Genomic DNA, 18,858 nt, shown 5'->3' with positions numbered 1-18,858 from the left:
TCTTAAAAACTAAAGCCTTCCAGCAATTCGATATAGCCCTTGATGCCGGCTCTCACCTCGCTAAGGTAAATGTATTCGTCGGGGGTATGGGAGCGGGCCGAATCGCCGGGACCCACTTTGATCGTGTCAAACGGCATAACTGCTTGATCAGAAAGCGTAGCGGACCCAAACAGCTTACGGCCCAAATTTGCCCCCCGCTGCACCAGCGGGTGCGTCGGATCGATGCGCGAAGAGTTCAGATGCACCGACCGCGGCGTCACGTCGGCTTGCACATGCTCCCGCACGATGCGCACTATGTCTTCATTGGAGTACAGCTCGTTGGTGCGCACATCGACCACAAACCGACAGGTATCCGGCACCACATTATGCTGCGAGCCAGCCTGTATCTGCGTCACCGTCATTTTCACGGGCCCCAGAAATTCCGACTCGTTTGGGAAACGGTAGCTCCGCAACCATTGTATATCGTCCAGCGCTTTGTAGAGAGCGTTTTCGCCTTCGTCGCGGGCAGCGTGGCCGGTACGACCGTGGGCTACGCAATCCAAGACTACCAACCCTTTTTCCGCAATAGCCAAGTCCATTTGAGTTGGCTCACCAACAATACCTAAGTCGATTTTACCTAGTTGGGACAAAATGCTACGAATGCCGTTCGCGCCCGAAATTTCTTCCTCAGCCGTAATGGCGCAGATGAGATTGAAGGCAGGTGGATTCTGCTCGAAATAAAGAAATGTGGCCAGCAAGCTCGCGGCTGAGGCGCCCGCGTCATTGCTACCCAGCCCAATGAGCTTGTCGCCTTCCAACACAGCACCAAAAGGATCGGCAGTCCAGCTTGCGCCGGGCTTCACAGTGTCGTGGTGGGAGTTGAGCAGGATGGTAGGCTTGTGGGGGGCAAAATGCTTCGATACCGCCCACACATTGTTTCCCAATCGGTTAGGCTGAGCGCCATGCGCTGTCAGAAAACCGAAAAGCACATCAGCTGTCTTGTCTTCCTCCCGCGAAAAAGACTGGGTTTGAATCAGCTGAATCAGTAAAGCAATGGCATCTTCGGAAAGCTGCTCGATTAGTCCCGGCATAGAATCGTTTTTACCGGTTCGTTGATTTTTAGTGCATTCTCAATAATCACTTTCGATACGCCCTCATCCAGCGCTGCAAAGGCATTGTCAAGCTTGGGTAGCATACCGGCCGCAATGGCCCCGCTGGCTTTCAAGTCGGCGTAGAGCGAGGGCGTGATTTGCGGAATCACTGAGCTTTCGTCGTTTACATCAGCCAGTACACCGTCTTTCTCGAAGCAGAAATGCAGCTCTACTTGGTAACGGCTGGCTAACGCACGGGCCAAGGTGCTGGCAATGGTATCGGCGTTGGTGTTGAGCAGCTGGCCCTGACCATCGTGGGTGATAGCGCAGAATACGGGCGTCAAATTGCCCCCCAGCAGCAGTTCTATCAACTCTGTATTGATACTTTGCTTCTGCAAGTCGCCCACGTAGCCGTAGTCAATTTCTCCCACGGCGCGCATCGTCGCCTGAATAACGTTACCATCAGCACCGGACAGGCCCAGCGCATTTACGCCGGCTTGCTGGAGCAGGGCCACAATTTGCTTATTGGTTTTGCCGGCATAAAACATGGTCACTACGTCCAACGTGGCAGCATCAGTGATGCGGCGACCGTTCACCATGTTGGGCAGCATGCCCAGCGTCGTCAACAGCTCATTGGCGCCTTTGCCGCCGCCGTGCACCACAATTTTTTTGCCCCCCACTTGTGCCAACTCCTTTAAGAACTGAGTAAGCTGAGCCGTATCGTCAATAATTCCACCACCAATCTTAAATATTTTCAGGACTTCGCTCATTCGGTTAAAAAGTAAAAAAGGGGCACTGTGACCCATGGAATCCGAGAATTTCTATATACATAAACTCTCCGCTCACTCCAAGCTGGCGATACGCAGCAGGTTTTTTAGAGCCGGGCGGGTAAAGTTTCCAAAAAAAAACATCTAGTTTTGCAACGATTTAGCGGTCTATTCAATTTAAACCGCATAAACCCACACCGTGTCCCGGTAGCTGTCATGATTCTTCTCTCTTCTATTGCACTTCAGCCGCGGCCCACATTGGCCCTGCGAACAATGCCAGCTTGATAGCTGGCTTGCAATATTTCGCCTGCGTTTTTCAGAACGATAAAAACCGGCACCGGGGACTTGAAATACCCCAGTAAAGAGAACTTCTACTGAATCATTGATTGACACGAGTGTAAGCCAAAGCGTGCCCTTTCCCGGCTAATTCCCGTAATAACCTCCTATAGTCGGGTTCCCAAGCTGGATCCTTTTCTTCTGGGTCTCTCTTACCGCCGGTTTCGGTTGCTGCGTAGGCTTGTTCGTAAGCTGCGCTTTTCTACTACATCCTTTCCTGCCTGTCTATCAGGCATCTAGTAGTTATCCCATGGTAATACGAGTAGCCAATGCCGCCGATGCGCGGTATGTGGAAACACTTTGTCAATGGTACGAGGAATCGGCCAAACAGCGGGGCGTAGGCATTGCCAAGCGCGACCCCGAATACGTGCGCAAGAAAATGCTGAAAGGCGACTCCATCATTGCCTTTATCGACAATGAGCTGGCTGGTTTCTGCTACATCGAAACCTTCGAGGACAACAAGTTTGTGGTCAACTCGGGCTTGATTGTGAACACTGCTTTGCGCAAGGAAGGCTTGGGCCGTGCCATCAAGCACGAGGTGTTCAAGCTCTCGCGCACCAAGTACCCAGCCGCCAAGATTTTCGGTATTACCACCAGCTTGGCAGTTATGAAGATCAACACCGAGCTAGGCTATAAGCCCGTGACCTTCACGGAACTAACGCGGAGCGACGACTTCTGGAAGGGTTGTTCTAGCTGCAAGAACTACCCGATTCTCATGGAGAATGAGCGCAAAATGTGCCTGTGCACCGGCATGGTCTACGATACCCTGAACGACCAATACAGCCAGCAGGCCCAGGAAACCATTGATTTCATCGAACCTCGTAAGCAATAATGAAAAAGGTAGTTTTAGCGTACAGTGGCGGTCTGGATACGTCGTACTGCGTGGTGTATCTGACCAAAGAGTTAGGCTTGGAAGTACACACGGTCATTGTCAACTCGGGGGGCTTTTCTGCTGAGGAATTGCAAAGCATTGAGACGCGGGCCTACGAGTTGGGTTCGTCCAAGCACGAAGTAATCGATGTCACGGAGCGCTTCTATAAAGACTGTCTGCGGTTTTTGCTGTTCGGCAACGTCCTGAAAAACGACACCTATCCGCTCTCTGTTAGCGCCGAGCGCATGTTTCAGTCGCTGGCACTAGCCGAGTATGCTCGAGAGCATAAGGCCGACTACATCGCCCACGGTAGCACCGGCGCCGGCAACGACCAGGTGCGCTTCGATGTGGCTTTCTCCGTGATTGCGCCCAACACCGAAATCATTACGCCCATCCGCGACCAGAAGCTCTCCCGTCAAGCCGAAATCGAGTATCTGCGCAGCCACGGCGTAGAAATGAGTTGGGAAAAGGCCAAATATTCCATTAACAAAGGTATCTGGGGCACGAGCGTGGGCGGCGTCGAAACGCTGACTTCGAATCAAGCGCTGCCCGAAACGGCTTATCCCACCCAGTTGCAGCAAGCAGAACCTACTTCTATCGAAGTTACCTTCGAAAAAGGTGAGCCTGTAGCCTTGAACGGCCAGAAAATGCCCCCCGTGCAGCTTATTCAAGAGTTGAACGAGCTAGCCGGTCAATACGCTATCGGCCGCGACATCCACGTGGGCGACACGATTCTGGGTATCAAGGGCCGCGTAGGCTTCGAAGCTCCGGCTCCGCTGATTCTGATCAAAGCGCACCATTTGTTGGAGAAGCACACCTCATCGCGTTGGCAGCTACTGCATAAGGACTACATCGCCAACTGGTACGGCACGCTGCTGCACGAAGCCCAATACCTTGATCCAGTTATGCGCGACATGGAAGCTTTCTTGGAGTCGTCGCAGGCGCGCGTGTCGGGCACGGTGTTTATCAAGCTGAAGCCATATCAATTCGAGCTGCAAGGCATTGATTCCAAGTATGATATGATGCGCTCCAAAGTGGCCACCTACGGCGAGGAAAATGACGCCTGGGATGCCCGCGACGCGCAAGGATTCATCAAAATATTCAGCAACCAGCTTAAAATTCACAGCAGCTTCAATGGCGAAGGTTAAGGTAGGCATCGTGGGCGGGGCCGGCTACACGGCCGGCGAACTGATCCGCATTCTGCTGAACCATCCGCAGGTGACGATTGGCGCGGTGGTTAGCTCCTCCAACGCGGGCAACCCCGTCTACCAAGTGCACGATGATCTGGTGGGCGAAACCGACTTGCGTTTTCAAAGCGACCTGAACGGCGATGAAGAGGTAGTTTTTCTATGCCTAGGTCACGGCAATTCGCGCAGCTTTCTGGAGAAAAACGCCGTGCCAGCAGGAGCTAAAATCATTGACTTAAGCAATGACTTTCGGCTGAATGCGGATAAAGAAGTAGCCGGACGCAGCTTTGTGTACGGACTGCCTGAACTGAACAAAGCCGCTATTCAGTCGGCGCAGAACATTGCCAATCCTGGGTGCTTTGCTACGGCTATTCAACTGGCATTGCTGCCGCTGGCGCAAGCCGGGCAGCTTACCGATGATGTGCACGTATCGGCTATTACGGGCTCAACGGGTGCTGGACAGAGCTTATCGGAGACGGTGCATTTCTCCTGGCGTACCAGCAATATATCCATCTATAAGCCCTTCACTCACCAGCACTTAGGCGAAATAGGGGAGAGCTTAGCGCAACTCCAGCCGCAGTTGGAAGGTGATATGCATTTCATTCCGTACCGCGGCAATTTCTCGCGCGGCATCTTCGCCAGCGTGTATACGCCGTCTAACTTAAGTCAAGACGAGGCGCGGCAGTTGTTCAAGGATTTCTACGCTGATGCTCCTTTCACAACTGTATCGGACAAGGAAATTCACCTCAAGCAGGTAGTAAACACCAACAAGTGCGTGCTACACGTGCAGAAATTCGGCAAGCAACTGCTCATCACGTCGATTATCGACAACTTAGTAAAGGGAGCCTCCGGGCAGGCCGTACAGAATATGAACCTGCTCCTTGGGTACCCCGAAAACGAAGGACTCCAGCTTAAATCAGTCGCTTTCTAATGGATTTATTCAACGTTTACCCGCTCGTTAACATCACGCCGGTAAAGGCGCTGGGCGCAACGCTTTGGGACGAAAACGGCCAGGAATATCTGGATTTTTACGGCGGCCACGCTGTTATTTCTATCGGTCACAGCCACCCGCACTACGTCCGCCGCATCAGTGAGCAACTGAACCAGATCGGGTTTTACTCTAACTCCGTTCAAATCCCAATTCAGGCGGAACTGGCGCAAAAGCTGGGTGAGGTGTCGGGCTATCCTGACTACAGCTTGTTCCTGTGTAACTCCGGTGCCGAAGCCAACGAGAATGCACTGAAGCTGGCTTCGTTTCATACAGGCAAAAAGCACGTCATTGCCTTCAAAGGTGCCTTCCACGGCCGCACCTCCGGCGCTGTAGCTGCCACCGACAACGCCAAGATTGTCGCGCCCTTCAACGCGGGCCACGGCATCTCCTTCGTTGGCTACGACTTGGCCGATGCAGAGCGCGTCATGCAGACCGAAGAGGTTTGCGCCGTCATCGTGGAGCCAATCCAGGGTGTGGGGGGCATTATTATGCCTTCTGACGAATTTCTGCAAGGCTTAGCTGCGCTCTGCAAAGCCCATGGTGTAGTATTCGTTGCTGATGAGGTGCAGAGCGGCTACGGTCGTAGCGGACGCTTCTTTGCCCACCAGCATGCTGGCATTCAGCCCGATATTATTTCGGTAGCCAAGGGCATGGGCAACGGCTTCCCCATCGGCGGCATCCTGATTTCGCCGGAGTTGAAGGCGTCGTATGGCTTGCTGGGCACTACGTTTGGCGGTAACCATTTGGCCTGCGCCGCAGCGCTGGCAGTATTAGAGGTCATTGAGCAGGAAAATCTGATAGCCCACGCCGACGAACTGGGGGGCTTTTTACGGGCCGAATTGGAAGCCCACGCTGGCGCTCAGGAAATCCGTGGCCGTGGCCTGATGGTCGGCATCAAGTATGATTTCCCCATCAAAGACCTGCGCGACAAACTGCTGACGGAAAAGCACATCTTTGTAGGTAATGCCTCCGACCCAACGGTGCTCCGCCTGCTGCCGCCGCTCAACATCACGAGAGCAGAAGTAGACCAGTTCCTGCAGGCACTGTTCGAATTGACAGAGAAGTCAGTCGATGTTATTCACCAGGCTTCGGCGCTGGATTAGAACAGTGTAGAAACGCGACACTTTGCGTCTCGTATTGGACGGCTCGCACTAAATTGCAGGCTCGACAACGTCAGCAACGCTTGAGACGCGAAGTGTCGCGTCTCTGTATCCCAACGACACGATAAATGAAGCAAGTAAAGCTGGTGCTCGAAGACGGCACCGAAATCGAGGGTACATCCTTCGGCGCGTTTACGTCCGCTGCGGGCGAGGTGGTGTTCAGTACAGCTATGACCGGCTACCCCGAAAACCTAACAGATCCATCCTTCGCCGGCCAGATTCTGGTACTTACTTACCCCATGGTGGGCAACTACGGCGTACCAGGTGAGGAACTATATGAGTCTATCTCTCGGATTTTCGAGTCTGATAAGATTCACATTGCCGGCCTGGTGGTAAATTACTACTCCGAGGAGCACAGCCACTGGAACGCCGCCAAAAGTCTCGGCGACTGGCTGAAGGAATACAACATTCCCGGCATTTTCGGCGTCGATACCCGAATGCTCACCAAGAAGCTGCGCGAAAAAGGGGCCATGCTGGGTAAGATTGTAGCCGAAGTCGACGTGCCACTCCACGATCCTAACCAAGAGAACCTGGTAGCCCAGGTAAGCCCTGCTGGCGTGCAGCATTACGGCAACGGCCAGCACAAAATCGTATTAGTTGACTGCGGCACCAAGACGAACATCATCCGCTGCTTCCTGGAGCGCGACGTAGAGTTAATCCGTGTGCCGTGGGACTACGACTTCACCACGCTCGACTACGACGGCTTATTCCTCAGCAATGGCCCCGGCGACCCAAAGATGTGCACCGCCACCATCGGCCACCTCCAAACCGCCTTGCAGCAGGATAAGCCCATCTTCGGCATTTGCCTGGGCTCCCAGCTCATGGGCCTAGCTGCGGGCGGCGACACGTTCAAGCTGAAGTACGGCCACCGCAGCCACAATCAGCCGGTGTTACTTACGGGCACTAAGCGCAGCTATATCACTTCTCAAAACCACGGTTTCGCGGTAGATACTGATACGCTGCCCGCTGAGTGGGAAATGCTGTTCGAAAACCTGAACGACGGCACTTGTGAAGGTATCAAGCACAAGACAAAGCCGTTCTTTTCCACGCAGTTTCATCCCGAAGCTGCTGGCGGCCCCGAGGATACAGAGTATCTATTTGATGATTTTTTGAAGGCCGTAGCGGAGTATAAAGCAGCGAAGTAAATGTCCTAGGCGGTTATACTATGCGCTAGCTTGAGTATTAACATAGGTAAGTATTCCCTCATTTTTGATGATAGAATCGAAGGTTCATTGTGAACATTATTCATAAAGTCTAACGCACTACTCTTATGCAATCCAAAGGTAGAGGTTTCCCAAACTGGGGCTATATACTATTAGGAGCGATAGCATTTGCGGCGTTCTATTTCATCAAGAACCTCAAGGAGGAAGATTTCTTTAAACTGGCCGGCAAGAATCCCGATATGGTCCTTTCGGCTATGAGCGGAAAGAATATCTCTCCCAGAATACTTAGCCGTACTGGCAAGATTGTTTCTAAAAACTTTCAGGTCGATAAACCCGGATCTAAGCGAGATTCGCTCACATTTCGAGTCATCCTGAAGGGCGAAAAATCCACCGCAACCATCAAAACCAGGGTGGTGATGCAGCCATCTGGTGAGTGGAAGATGGTTAAGAGCGACACTGTTTTTACTGATTAAATCACTAACACCAACCTGCCTACATACTCTTTTGGCAGGCTCCGCACCAATGCCTTTGAACATGACCGCACCAGTGGTCTGTTACCTCAACTCTAAGAATGGAAAAACCCAACAAAGTCCTCATCCTCGGTTCTGGCGCACTTAAAATTGGCGAAGCCGGAGAGTTCGATTATTCTGGTTCGCAAGCCCTGAAGGCGCTGAAAGAGGAAGGCATTCGTACTATCCTTATCAACCCCAACATCGCCACTGTGCAGACGTCGGATAACATTGCCGACGACGTGTACTTCCTACCCGTGACGCCCTACTTCGTGGAGGAAGTCATCAAAAAGGAAAAGCCCGATGGCATTCTGGTAGCCTTTGGGGGCAAACTGCGCTGAATTGCGCTGTTGCGTTGTTCCGCGACGGCGTATTTGACAAGTATAATGTGAAAGTGCTGGGCACGCCCGTGCAGTCCATTATCGACACCGAGGACCGGGATATTTTCAAGGAGAAGCTGGAGCAGATTGGCGTGCTCTCGGCACGCAGCGTGGCTGTGACAAACATGGCAGACGCGCTGGCGGCGGCCGAGAAAATTGGCTTCCCAATAATTGTGCGGGCGGCGTTTGCGCTGGGTGGCTTGGGTAGCGGCTTCGCCAACAACATGGACGAGTTGCGGGCCTTGGCTCAGAAATCTTTCACAACGTCGGACCAGATTCTGGTGGAAGAGTCGTTGAAGGGCTGGAAGGAAGTGGAGTACGAAGTGGTGCGCGACCAGTATGATAACTGCATCACGGTCTGCAACATGGAGAACTTCGACCCCATCGGTATCCACACCGGGGAGAGCATTGTGGTGGCGCCTTCGCAGACGTTGAGCAACCGTGAGTACCACAAGCTGCGCAGTATCGGCATCAAGACCATTCGTCACCTCGGCATTGTGGGCGAGTGCAACATTCAGTACGCCCTCGACCCCGTATCGGAAGACTACCGCGTGATTGAGGTGAATGCCCGCTTGTCGCGCTCCTCAGCGCTGGCTTCTAAGGCCACGGGCTACCCACTGGCGTTTGTGGCAGCCAAGTTAAGTCTGGGCTACTCGCTGTCAGAGCTGAAAAACAGCGTAACGCAGACGACTTCGGCCTTCTTTGAGCCGGCGCTAGACTACGTGGTAGTGAAGCTGCCACGCTGGGATTTGGGCAAGTTCGAGGGCGTAAACCGGCAGATTGGCTCCGCTATGAAAAGCGTAGGCGAGGTAATGGCCATCGGCAAATCCTTCGAGGAAGCTATTCAGAAAGGCCTACGCATGCTGGATACCGGCAAGCGTGGCTTTGTGGCCAATAGGCCCGAGGATATCGATATTGCTACTATCGACAAGCTGTTGAGCGAGCCAAACGAGGAGCGCATCTTCGCCATCAACCTGGCGTTTGAGGCCGGCTATACCATTGGGCAAGTGCACGATCTGACCAAGATTGACCACTGGTTCTTGCAGCGCCTGCTGACCATTTTCGAGCTGGGCAATCAACTCGCCGCTAAGCGTGGCAACGGCTTGGATGCTCTGGAAACTAGCCTGCTGCGCAACGTGAAGAAAGCTGGTTTCTCGGACCAGCAGATTGCCGTGAAGGTGCTGGGCGAAGGCGACGTGAAAGCCGACGAGCTGCTGGTGCGGGCCCGCCGCAAGGCCCTGGGCGTGCTGCCGGTCATCAAGCAGATTGACACGCTGGCCGCCGAATTCCCGGCGAAAACCAACTACCTCTACAGCACCTACCACGGCACCGAAAACGACCTCGTGCCGGAAACCAATAAGTCGGTGGTGGTGCTGGGCTCGGGCGTGTACCGCATTGGTAGCTCCGTGGAGTTCGACTGGTGCGGCGTAAATGCCGTGCAGACGGCCGCCGAAGAGGGCTACAAAACCATCATCATCAACTACAACCCCGAAACCGTTTCTACGGACTACGACGTATCGGACCGGCTGTACTTCGAGGAACTGAGCTTCGAGCGGGTGATGGACATTCTGGAGTTCGAGCAGCCCAACGGCGTGATTCTGAGCACTGGGGGGCAAATTCCGAACAACCTCGCTACCCGCTTGGCTGATGCCAACGCCCCCATCTTGGGCACGGCTCCGGCCCGCATTGATGAGGCCGAGAACCGCCACAAGTTCAGCAGCATCATGGATGAGCTGGGCATTGGGCAGCCCCGCTGGAAGGAACTGACATCCTTGGAGGCAATGTTCGAGTTTGTGGGCGAGGTAGGTTACCCCGTGCTGATTCGCCCGAGCTACGTGCTGTCGGGAGCGGCCATGAACGTGGTTTCCAACGCGTTTGAAATGGAATCGTTCCTGAAAGCAGCTACCGAAGTAAGCGCCGAATACCCAGTGGTAGTGTCGGAGTTTATCCAAGAAGCCAAGGAAATTGAGCTGGACGCGGTGGCCGACAAAGGCGAAATCGTGAGCTACGCTATTTCCGAGCACGTGGAGTTTGCCGGCGTGCACTCCGGCGACGCTACCATGTACTACCCGCCTCAGCGCGTGTATGTAGGCACAGTGCGCAAGCTCAAAATCATTGCCGAGAAGATTGCTAGGCGCTACGAAATCAGCGGTCCGTTCAACATCCAGTTCCTAGAGAAAAACCGCGAAATTCGGGTGATTGAGTGCAACATCCGCGCCTCTCGCTCCTTCCCGTTCGTGTCGAAAGTATCGGGCAACAACCTAATCAAGAAGGCCACCCAGGTGCTGCTGGGCAAGAAAGTAGAGCGCGACGCGAGCGAGCTGGTCTACGACCTGCCCTTCGTGGGCGTGAAGGCCCCGCAGTTCTCGTTTACTCGCCTGCCTGGCGCCGACCCCGTGTTGCGCGTAGACATGGTGAGCACCGGCGAAGTAGGCTGCCTAGGCGACACAGCCGAGGAAGCCCTGCTAAAATCGATGCTGAGCGTAGGCTACAAGATCCCGCAGAAGTCGGTACTGATTTCCAGCGGCCCCATCATCTCCAAGATAGCGCTGCTGGAATCGGCGCGGCTGCTGGTGCAAAGCGGCTATAGCATCTACGCCACGCAGGGCACGCACCGCTTCTTTGCCGAGCACAACGTGCCCAGCTCGCTCGTCTTCTGGCCCGACGACCACCAGGAGCCCAACGTGCTGACCTATCTGAAGGAGAAGAAAATCGACTTGGTAATTAACATCCCCAAGAACCTCTCGAAGGGCGAGCTGGACAACGACTACAAAATCCGCCGCACCGCCGTGGACTTCGGAGTTGGCTTGCTAACCAACGCCCGCTTGGCCAAAGCCTTCATCCAAGCCTTCTGCACGCTGGAAATGAAGGATTTGAAGATCAAGAGCTGGAACGAGTATAAGGCGATGTAGCATAAGAACGATTATAACAGAACGTCATGCTGAGCTTGCCCATGCCTCCCTTACGCTTCGGAAAGCTCAGCATGACGGTTTTTAACTTTAAAATCACAGGTGCATTATTGAATGAATGGTAGGCAACCTATACAGTAAGGTTTCGTGGGCTTTTATCTTTTTGGTGACTGCCTTTGGCATAGGAGTAATATTATATATAGTCTACGTCAAAACGCCCAGCTTTTTGTCAGTTATCAAAAATGACTTGATTGACAATACCGAGATAATGCAAGCCATAGGAGATGAACAAGGATATCAGGTTTATTTTTCTGGCGATACTGAGACAGAGAGGAAGTTTCACGTAATAATCCACGGTGCATGTGATAATGCTTTTGTGACTGTTAATGGTGTTTATGCAGACAATAAATATTCGATCACAGATACTTTAATCGTTGATTGCAAAGGCGATACATCATACACTCTTTTAAGTAATCGATAAGCTAACACTCAGAAGAAATTCAGCTTACGAATACTCAAAAATTTACATGAAAAACTTCACCTCCTTCGCCGATGCGGGCGACTATAAAGCCCTGTTGCAGCAAGCTCTGGAAATCAAGGCGAATCCTTACGGCTACCAGCACATTGGCAAGAATAAAACCGTCGGTCTGATCTTCTTCAATCCTAGCCTGCGCACCCGCCTCAGCTCTATTAAAGCTGCCTATAACCTCGGCGCGCAAGCCTGGGTGCTCAACGCCGGCGCCGATTCCTGGACGCTGGAAATGGCCGATGGCGCGGTGATGAACGGCGGCACTCAAGAGCACATCAAGGAGGCCATTGCCGTGATGAGCCAGTACTGCGACGTACTGGGCGTGCGAACCTTCCCCACGCTTAAGGACCGCGAGGCCGACTACAGCGAAGAGGTTTTCAATAAGATTCTGAAGTACGCTACCGTGCCCGTTATCAGCCTGGAAAGCGCTACGCTGCACCCGCTCCAGTCATTCGCCGACCTAATTACGGTAGCCGAGCACAAGCAGAAGGAGCGCGTGAAAGTGGTCCTGACCTGGGCTCCGCACGTGCGCGCTCTACCCCAGTGCGTGCCCAACTCCTTCGCCGACTGGTTCTCGGAAATCGATTGGGTTGATTTCGTCATCACCCACCCCGAAGGCTACGAATTAGCCCCCCAGTTTACCAAAGGTGCCCGCATCGAGTATGACCAGAAGAAGGCCCTAGAAGGCGCCGACTTCGTGCAGGCCAAGAACTGGAGCAGCTACCTCGATTACGGCCAAGTCATCAGCAACGACCCGAGCTGGATGATCACGCCTGAGCACCTGGCCGGCACCCACGATGCGAAGTTTCTGCACTGCCTGCCCGTGCGTCGCAACGTGGAAGTGTCAGACGCTGTTCTGGATTCGCCAAATTCGTTGGTAATTCAGGAAGCTGGCAACCGCGTGTTCTCAATGCAAACCGTGCTACACGAGATACTGAAGTAGCCACTCACTGCTGAACTATACACAAAAAAGCCCCCCAGAGTAGTTATGGGGGCTTTTTTATGTAGGTGCTTACCAAAAAAGTTGTTCATAATCATCTATATGATTACTTAGTAGACGACGACCTAGACCAAGCACAACAAGTAAGAGTACAGCATATTACTTGCGATTTTCATTAAATAGTTAAAATAATACCAGGATTGAGTAACTTTATACAAAGCCAGTGCAGCCGTTGGATAAGTCGATTGGATGACAAATGGGGCTTTTAAACTCACCTATCTGGAGCTGTTGGGCTTGAGGCTGTTTATTCAGAGGGGTTGAAATAGAAGGGACGAGCCTGATTCAGTGATCAGAGAAGTAGGTGTCAAATGGCCGAAAACAAGAATTGATGCTTTCTAAGGCGACGGCTGTTGCATCTAACAGGAAAGAAAAAGCATTTATTCTTTAATTTAAGCGCCACATACGCTGATGCCTACTTGCCCTGGCAAAAAATGGTAATAACATTTTTTCACTTTTTTACTCTTTCACATGCACACTGCCGGTTTGGCAAATCGGTAATCTTTCACTCTAACTAGGCCTAAAGCCAACCCCTAAATGAAACAAAAATTTTTACTCTCTCTTGTCTGGTGCTTGCTGCTGGTGACAACCGCGTGGGCTCAAACCCGGACGGTGACCGGTCGGGTAACCGACGCTGACGGGTCAGGCCTGCCCGGCGTAACGGTGCTGGAGCGCGGCACCACCAATGGCGTCAGTACGAGCGCTGATGGCGCTTTCTCGCTCACTGTGCAGCCTAATGCTTTTTTGGTTGTCAGCTCAATCGGCTACAACACCCAAACTATTTCAATAGGCAACCAATCAGAAATTAATGTGCGCTTGGCTACCAATGAAACGGTACTCAATGAAGCCGTAGTAGTGGGTTATGGCAGCCAGTCCAAATCAGAAGTGACCGGCTCCGTAACGCAGCTCAGCAGCAAAGACGTGGAAAACGTGCCGGTAGTAAGCTTTGAGCAAGCTATTCAGGGCCGTACGCCCGGTGTTACCATCAACCAGACCTCCGGTAAACTCGGAGCCGGCGTTCAAATCCGGGTACGGGGAGCCTCGTCGGTAACGGCGTCTAACCAGCCTTTGTATGTGATTGACGGCATTCCCGTAACATCACAGGACGTAGGCACTGATGTTGAGCCTCTGAACCCGTTGGCTGACTTGAACCCCAATGACATTGAGTCAATCACTATTCTGAAAGATGCTGCTTCGGCTGCCATCTACGGCTCGCGGGCTTCGAATGGTGTGGTGCTCGTAACTACCAAAAGCGGCCGCCAGGGCCAAACGAAGGTGAATGTTGGCTATTACGTAGGTACCAGCGAAACCACCAGAAGGCAGAAGTTCCTGAATGCTGCCCAGTACAAAGAGCTGTTCACAGAATCTCTTGGCAACATTGGTATTACTGAGCAGGAGGACTTAGAAGCAGTTTTCGCCGATTTCGGAATGGATCTTAACACTGATGTTGACCAGAATTGGAGTGAAGAGGCTTTCCGCACTGGTAAAGTATCGCAGTATGATGCCAACGTAAGTGGAGGTGATGCCAAAACCCGTTTTTACTTGAGCACGACCTATAACGATCAGACTGGTGTTATCATCGGCAACCGTTTCCGTCGGGGCAGCGCCCGCATCAACCTGGATCACTCGATCACAGAGAAGGTAAAGGTAGGCTTGAACTTGTCGTTGACTCGCTCGGTAAACGATCGTATCCCGAATGACAACGCCTTCACCAATCCAGTGCAGTTGAACGCATTACCGCCGCTTCAACCCAAGATTGACCCCGAAACGGGTGAGCTGAACCAGCGGACTCTTTACACCAACAACTTGGTCGATATATCGCGGGTAACCAACAGAGCTGGTACTTATCGCTCCTTCAGCAACGCTTATCTGTCGTTCAATCCAATCAAGAACCTGACTATCCGCACTGAAGCCGGCGCTGACTTCCTGAACCTGAACGAAGACATATATGCTCCGGCAGGTACATCGAGCGGCGGTAACACCGGGGAAGGCTTTAGCAGCCAAACGCAGGTGTTGAACTACACAACCAACAATACAGCTAACTATCTGCTGACGCTGAACGAAGCCAATACGATTGAAGCCTTAGCTGGATTCTCCTTCCAGCGCTCCGATCTTAAGCAAACTTCTGCGGAAGGACGGGGCTTCCCAAACGATGAGTTTACCAGAATTGCCAGCGCCGCTATCAAGACGGGTGGCTCAAGTTCTTCGCGGGACGAGTTCTCGTTTGTTTCGTTCTTCGGGCGCGTTAACTATGCCTACCAAGGCAAATACTTGCTGTCCGGTAGTGTTCGTCGCGATGGCTCGTCACGCTTCGGTGCCAACAATCAGTATGGCACATTCGGCGCTGGCTCAGTGGGCTGGGTAATTTCGGAAGAAGGCTTCCTGCAAGACAATTCCATCGTTAATTTCCTGAAGCTGCGGGCCAGCTACGGCTTGACTGGTAATGCGGAGATTGGCAACTTCCTCTCCCGCGGCTTGTTCACAGCTCTGCCCTACGCCGACCAGGCTGGTATCCGCCCGAGCACCGTTGTTGGCAACCCTGATCTATCGTGGGAAAGTACGGCTCAAACGGACATCGGCTTAGAGTTCGGTTTCCTCGACAACCGTATTTCTGGTGAAATTGACGTTTATCAGAAAAACACCGATGATTTGCTGCTAGGCCGCCAGTTGCTTTATGTAAACGGCTATAGCACCGTAACCGAAAACGTTGGAAAGCTAGAGAACCGCGGTCTGGAAATTTCCTTGAACACGCGCAACTTCGATAAGGAGTTCAAGTGGAACACCAACTTCAATATTTCCTTCAACCGCAACGAAATCACGGAACTGACGGCCCCTATTCAGAGCGGTCAGCTGGCTAGCGTGCGTGAAGGTGAGCCAATTGGTGTTTTCTGGGGCCGTAAGTACGCGGGCGTAGATCCTGCTAACGGTGATGCCTTATACTACGCCGAGGATGGCTCTACTACCAATGATATTACCGAATCGCCTCTGCAAGTAGTTGGTAACCCAAACCCTGACTACACGGGCGGTATCACCAACACCTTTTCGTTTAAAGGCTTTGATCTGAGCGTCCTGGGTCAGTTTGTATACGGCAACGACATCTACAACTCAGCTGGTATCTACCAATCCGTCAACGGTGACTACTTCGACAACCAGACGATCGACCAATTAGACCGTTGGCAGAACCCAGGTGATATTACCGATGTTCCCCAAGCCCGCTTTGGTGACGCGAATGGAACACAGGCTTCTTCGCGTTGGGTAACAAAAGGCTCATTCCTGCGGGTGAAAAACGTAACCTTCGGTTATACGCTGCCTTCTTCGGTAGCCAAGCTAGGGTTTTTGCAAACTGCCCGCTTGTATGTACAGGCCCAGAACTTAGCCACCATTACCAACTATGATGGCTATGATCCGGAAGTGAATACTGCCGCGTTTGGCCAAGGCAACTACGTGCTGGGTGTTGACTTTTACACCCCGCCGTTGGCCAAAACCTTCCTGGTAGGTATCAATTTAGGCTTTTAATATTCTGACGTAACTTCTGATGAAAACGATATTTTTTCGGTCTGCCGCTTTGCTGGCTCTGGGCTTGAGCCTGGGTCTTAGCTCATGCGATGACAAACTCGATATTGATCCTTCCCAATCGATAGATGCCACTACGGCGCTTGCTAACGAAGCGAATGTAGGAAGCGCGGTAGTTGGGATGTATGCCCAATTGGGTGGCCCAACGCTGTATGGTACCGACCTTATCTTGGTGCCAGAGATAGCAGCTGCTGACAACTACATCCAGTTTCAGGGCAGTTTTGCCAACTATCGGCAATTCGTTCTTAGAACCACAAACTCATCAAACTCCACGGCTGAAACCACTTGGCGTGATGCGTACGAGGCTATCAACACCGCAAACATCATTATTGATGCGCTGCCGGTAGTCACTACGCCTGAGTTGAAGAGCCAGTATGAAGGAGAAGCGCGCTTTGTGCGGGCTATGCTCTACTTCGAACTGGTACGCCTGTATGGCAAGCAGTATGAGCCAGGTGGAGCTAACGCACAACTGGGAGTGCCCATCAACCTGATACCCGTGAAAACCTTACAGCAAGCCTCTGCCACACAGCAGCGGGCTACTGTAGCGCAGGTGTATACTCAGGTTGTTGCTGACCTGACCTCAGCTATTGCTTTACTGCCTGAAGAAAACCCCACCCGGGCTACCACCTTCACTGCTAAGGCTCTCCTGGCTCGCGTGTATTTGCAGCAAAGCAACTTCGCGCAGGCTCGCATTCTGGCAGATGATGTTATCCGGAATAGCGGTAAGACACTGGCCCCAACGCTTTCTTCGGTATTTACGGGTCGTAACACGTCTGAAACGTTACTGGAGATTCAGCAAAACGACCAGAATAACGCCGGTACGGCGAATGCGGGTCTGGCTACTTTGTTTTCCAGCATCGGTCAGCAAGGTCGGGGCGATGTGCGGGTACTGGCTGCCTTTGCTAACCTCTACGGAGCAAATGACGCTCGGGGAACTGCTTCCCTGCTCTACGAAGGCACTGGTACTAACCGGGCCGCTGGGCAACTGCGTACAGGCAAATGGATAGCATTTGGCCAGAACATTCCGCTTATTCGTTTGGCTGAAATGTATTTGATTCGGGCAGAAGCGGCCTTCAGAGCTGGTGATATTCCGGCTGCCCTGGTGGATATAAACCGTGTTCGGACCCGCTCGGGCGCCACTCCGCTTACGGCTCCTGTGTTGTCGTTGGCTACTATTCTGCGGGAGCGGCAACTGGAGTTGGCATTCGAAGGCTTCCGGCTGCATGACTTGAAGCGTACCGGAACCAATATTTTTGTTCCTGCAGCCGGTTCTAGCCCAGCCTCTGAAGTTCCAATTACAAGCGACAGATTGGTGTTGCCAATTCCACTACGTGAGATAAACGTAAGTCCTGGCTTAATACAGAATCCTGGATATTAGTCTGCAAGACATAATGCATTAAAAAGCCCCCCAGAGAATTCTGGGGGGCTTTTTTGTGATACTTAGTAACTATTTATCCGTCAGCAATACTTGGGGGGCATTTTGGCTATTGCCCATGATGATGACCTTGCTATTGGCCGAAGTGGCAATAGCCTGGTTGGCCTTGATAGTTTCGTACCGCAATAGCCGGTCGCTGAGCTCGGCGCTGATAATTTTCTGATAGTCGGCGATGCCTTGGGCTTCAAGGCGTTTTCGCTCGGCTTCCTGACGCTCTTTCTGCAATACGAACTGCATTTTTTGGGCTTCCTGCTCGGCCGAAATCTTGCTTTCAATGCTGCGCTTGACGGGGGCGGGGAGTTGGATATTGCGAATCAGAAGCTGCTCCAGCTGAAGGCCACGCTGCTGGAAGTCATGGTTGATGGTGTTGTAGATGCGGTTTTGAAATTCGTCGCGGCGGGTGGAGTAAAGCGCTACAGCATCGTAATACACGGCATTGTCGCGGATGCGGGTACGCGTAACTGGCCGCACAATGGCATCTTGGTAGTTGGGGCCGATGGTAGAGAGAATATGCGGTGTGCGGGCGGGTACCACGCGGTACAGCACCGTCAGGTCGATGACAACTTCCAGCCCGTCGGCCGTGAGCACCTGAATGGCATCGTCGCCGGCGCGCTGGCCTTCCTCGCGCTGCACCGACATGGTGTAGTTCTGAGTGCGCGTGTCAAACTTGGTCACATTTACTAAAGGGTTCACCACATTCAGGCCACTGGTAAGAATGCGCGGTTGCACCTTGCCAAACAAGGTCTGAACGCCTACCTGCCCGGCCTCAATCTGCACTACGGTACTCACCGCCAAGCCCAGCGCCACCAGTGTCAACCCGGCGAACAGCAGCAAACTGCGAAACCGATGAACGGAATACGATATCTTACTCGCATTGTACCCGACAATAAGTAGCACGAGGCCAACGAAAACCAGGGTCATAGCCGAGCGAGTTGGGTGGAACAGGACACGGTGACGTCGGCGCAAACTGCCCCTCAGCCG

15 protein-coding genes are annotated in these 18,858 nt (G+C 52.8%); 12 read left to right on the top strand and 3 right to left on the bottom strand.

The window, feature by feature from the left end:
• Positions 1–2: 2 nt before the first annotated feature.
• Positions 3–1,070: a M20 family metallo-hydrolase gene (locus tag G7064_RS07260; RefSeq protein WP_166073069.1), complete on the bottom strand. Its 1,068-nt coding sequence runs from the start codon at positions 1,068–1,070 to the stop codon at positions 3–5.
• Positions 1,058–1,840 carry an acetylglutamate kinase gene (argB, locus tag G7064_RS07255; RefSeq protein ID WP_166073068.1) on the bottom strand — a complete coding sequence of 261 codons (783 nt, stop codon included), beginning with the start codon at positions 1,838–1,840 and terminating at the stop codon, positions 1,058–1,060. Before argB ends, G7064_RS07260 begins: the two co-directional genes overlap by 13 nt.
• A 583-nt stretch (positions 1,841–2,423) precedes the next feature.
• Here argB and G7064_RS21905 point away from each other — a divergent pair.
• The 12 genes from G7064_RS21905 to G7064_RS07205 all read left to right on the top strand — a co-directional run bounded on the left by G7064_RS21905 (position 2,424) and on the right by G7064_RS07205 (position 17,820).
• Complete coding sequence (locus tag G7064_RS21905) at positions 2,424–3,005, top strand: GNAT family N-acetyltransferase (protein WP_205711191.1); 582 nt, start codon at positions 2,424–2,426, stop codon at positions 3,003–3,005.
• Positions 3,002–4,192 carry an argininosuccinate synthase gene (gene argG / locus G7064_RS07250; protein WP_205703535.1) on the top strand — a complete coding sequence of 397 codons (1,191 nt, stop codon included), beginning with the start codon at positions 3,002–3,004 and terminating at the stop codon, positions 4,190–4,192. The genes G7064_RS21905 and argG overlap by 4 nt, the downstream gene beginning before the upstream one ends.
• On the top strand, positions 4,179–5,162 hold the full coding sequence (gene argC / locus G7064_RS07245; RefSeq protein WP_166073067.1) for an N-acetyl-gamma-glutamyl-phosphate reductase: 984 nt from the start codon (positions 4,179–4,181) through the stop codon (positions 5,160–5,162). The genes argG and argC overlap by 14 nt, the downstream gene beginning before the upstream one ends.
• On the top strand, positions 5,162–6,325 hold the full coding sequence (locus G7064_RS07240) for an aspartate aminotransferase family protein (protein WP_166073066.1): 1,164 nt from the start codon (positions 5,162–5,164) through the stop codon (positions 6,323–6,325). The genes argC and G7064_RS07240 overlap by 1 nt, the downstream gene beginning before the upstream one ends.
• A 125-nt stretch (positions 6,326–6,450) precedes the next feature.
• Positions 6,451–7,527 (top strand): glutamine-hydrolyzing carbamoyl-phosphate synthase small subunit, encoded by a 1,077-nt coding sequence (gene carA, locus G7064_RS07235; protein ID WP_166073065.1) that lies wholly within the window; start codon positions 6,451–6,453, stop codon positions 7,525–7,527.
• Positions 7,528–7,652: 125 nt separating this feature from the next.
• On the top strand, positions 7,653–8,018 hold the full coding sequence (locus G7064_RS07230; protein ID WP_166073064.1) for a hypothetical protein: 366 nt from the start codon (positions 7,653–7,655) through the stop codon (positions 8,016–8,018).
• Between the two features lie 98 nt (positions 8,019–8,116).
• Positions 8,117–8,395, top strand: a complete 279-nt coding sequence (locus G7064_RS21900; protein WP_205711190.1) for a hypothetical protein — start codon at positions 8,117–8,119, stop codon at positions 8,393–8,395.
• 14 nt (positions 8,396–8,409) lie between these two features.
• Positions 8,410–11,346, top strand: a complete 2,937-nt coding sequence (gene carB, locus G7064_RS07225; RefSeq protein ID WP_205711189.1) for a carbamoyl-phosphate synthase (glutamine-hydrolyzing) large subunit — start codon at positions 8,410–8,412, stop codon at positions 11,344–11,346.
• Positions 11,347–11,590: 244 nt separating this feature from the next.
• Positions 11,591–11,824: a hypothetical protein gene (locus tag G7064_RS07220; RefSeq protein ID WP_166073063.1), complete on the top strand. Its 234-nt coding sequence runs from the start codon at positions 11,591–11,593 to the stop codon at positions 11,822–11,824.
• 46 nt (positions 11,825–11,870) lie between these two features.
• The gene (locus G7064_RS07215; protein WP_166073062.1) at positions 11,871–12,815 is read left to right on the top strand and encodes an N-acetylornithine carbamoyltransferase; all 945 of its coding nucleotides are present in this window, start codon (positions 11,871–11,873) and stop codon (positions 12,813–12,815) included.
• A gap of 591 nt (positions 12,816–13,406) precedes the next feature.
• Complete coding sequence (locus tag G7064_RS07210) at positions 13,407–16,385, top strand: SusC/RagA family TonB-linked outer membrane protein (protein WP_166073061.1); 2,979 nt, start codon at positions 13,407–13,409, stop codon at positions 16,383–16,385.
• A 19-nt stretch (positions 16,386–16,404) separates the two neighbouring features.
• The gene (locus tag G7064_RS07205) at positions 16,405–17,820 is read left to right on the top strand and encodes a RagB/SusD family nutrient uptake outer membrane protein (protein ID WP_166073060.1); all 1,416 of its coding nucleotides are present in this window, start codon (positions 16,405–16,407) and stop codon (positions 17,818–17,820) included.
• Between the two features lie 69 nt (positions 17,821–17,889).
• Here G7064_RS07205 and G7064_RS07200 read toward each other — a convergent pair whose 3' ends face one another.
• Positions 17,890–18,798 carry a prohibitin family protein gene (locus G7064_RS07200; protein WP_166073059.1) on the bottom strand — a complete coding sequence of 303 codons (909 nt, stop codon included), beginning with the start codon at positions 18,796–18,798 and terminating at the stop codon, positions 17,890–17,892.
• Positions 18,799–18,858: the final 60 nt, after the last annotated feature.

The organism is Hymenobacter sp. HDW8, assembly GCF_011305775.1.
Lineage (GTDB): Bacteria > Bacteroidota > Bacteroidia > Cytophagales > Hymenobacteraceae > Hymenobacter > Hymenobacter radiodurans.
Note: the sequence above shows the minus strand (reverse complement) of the source record. Positions and strands in the feature narration are given on the sequence as shown.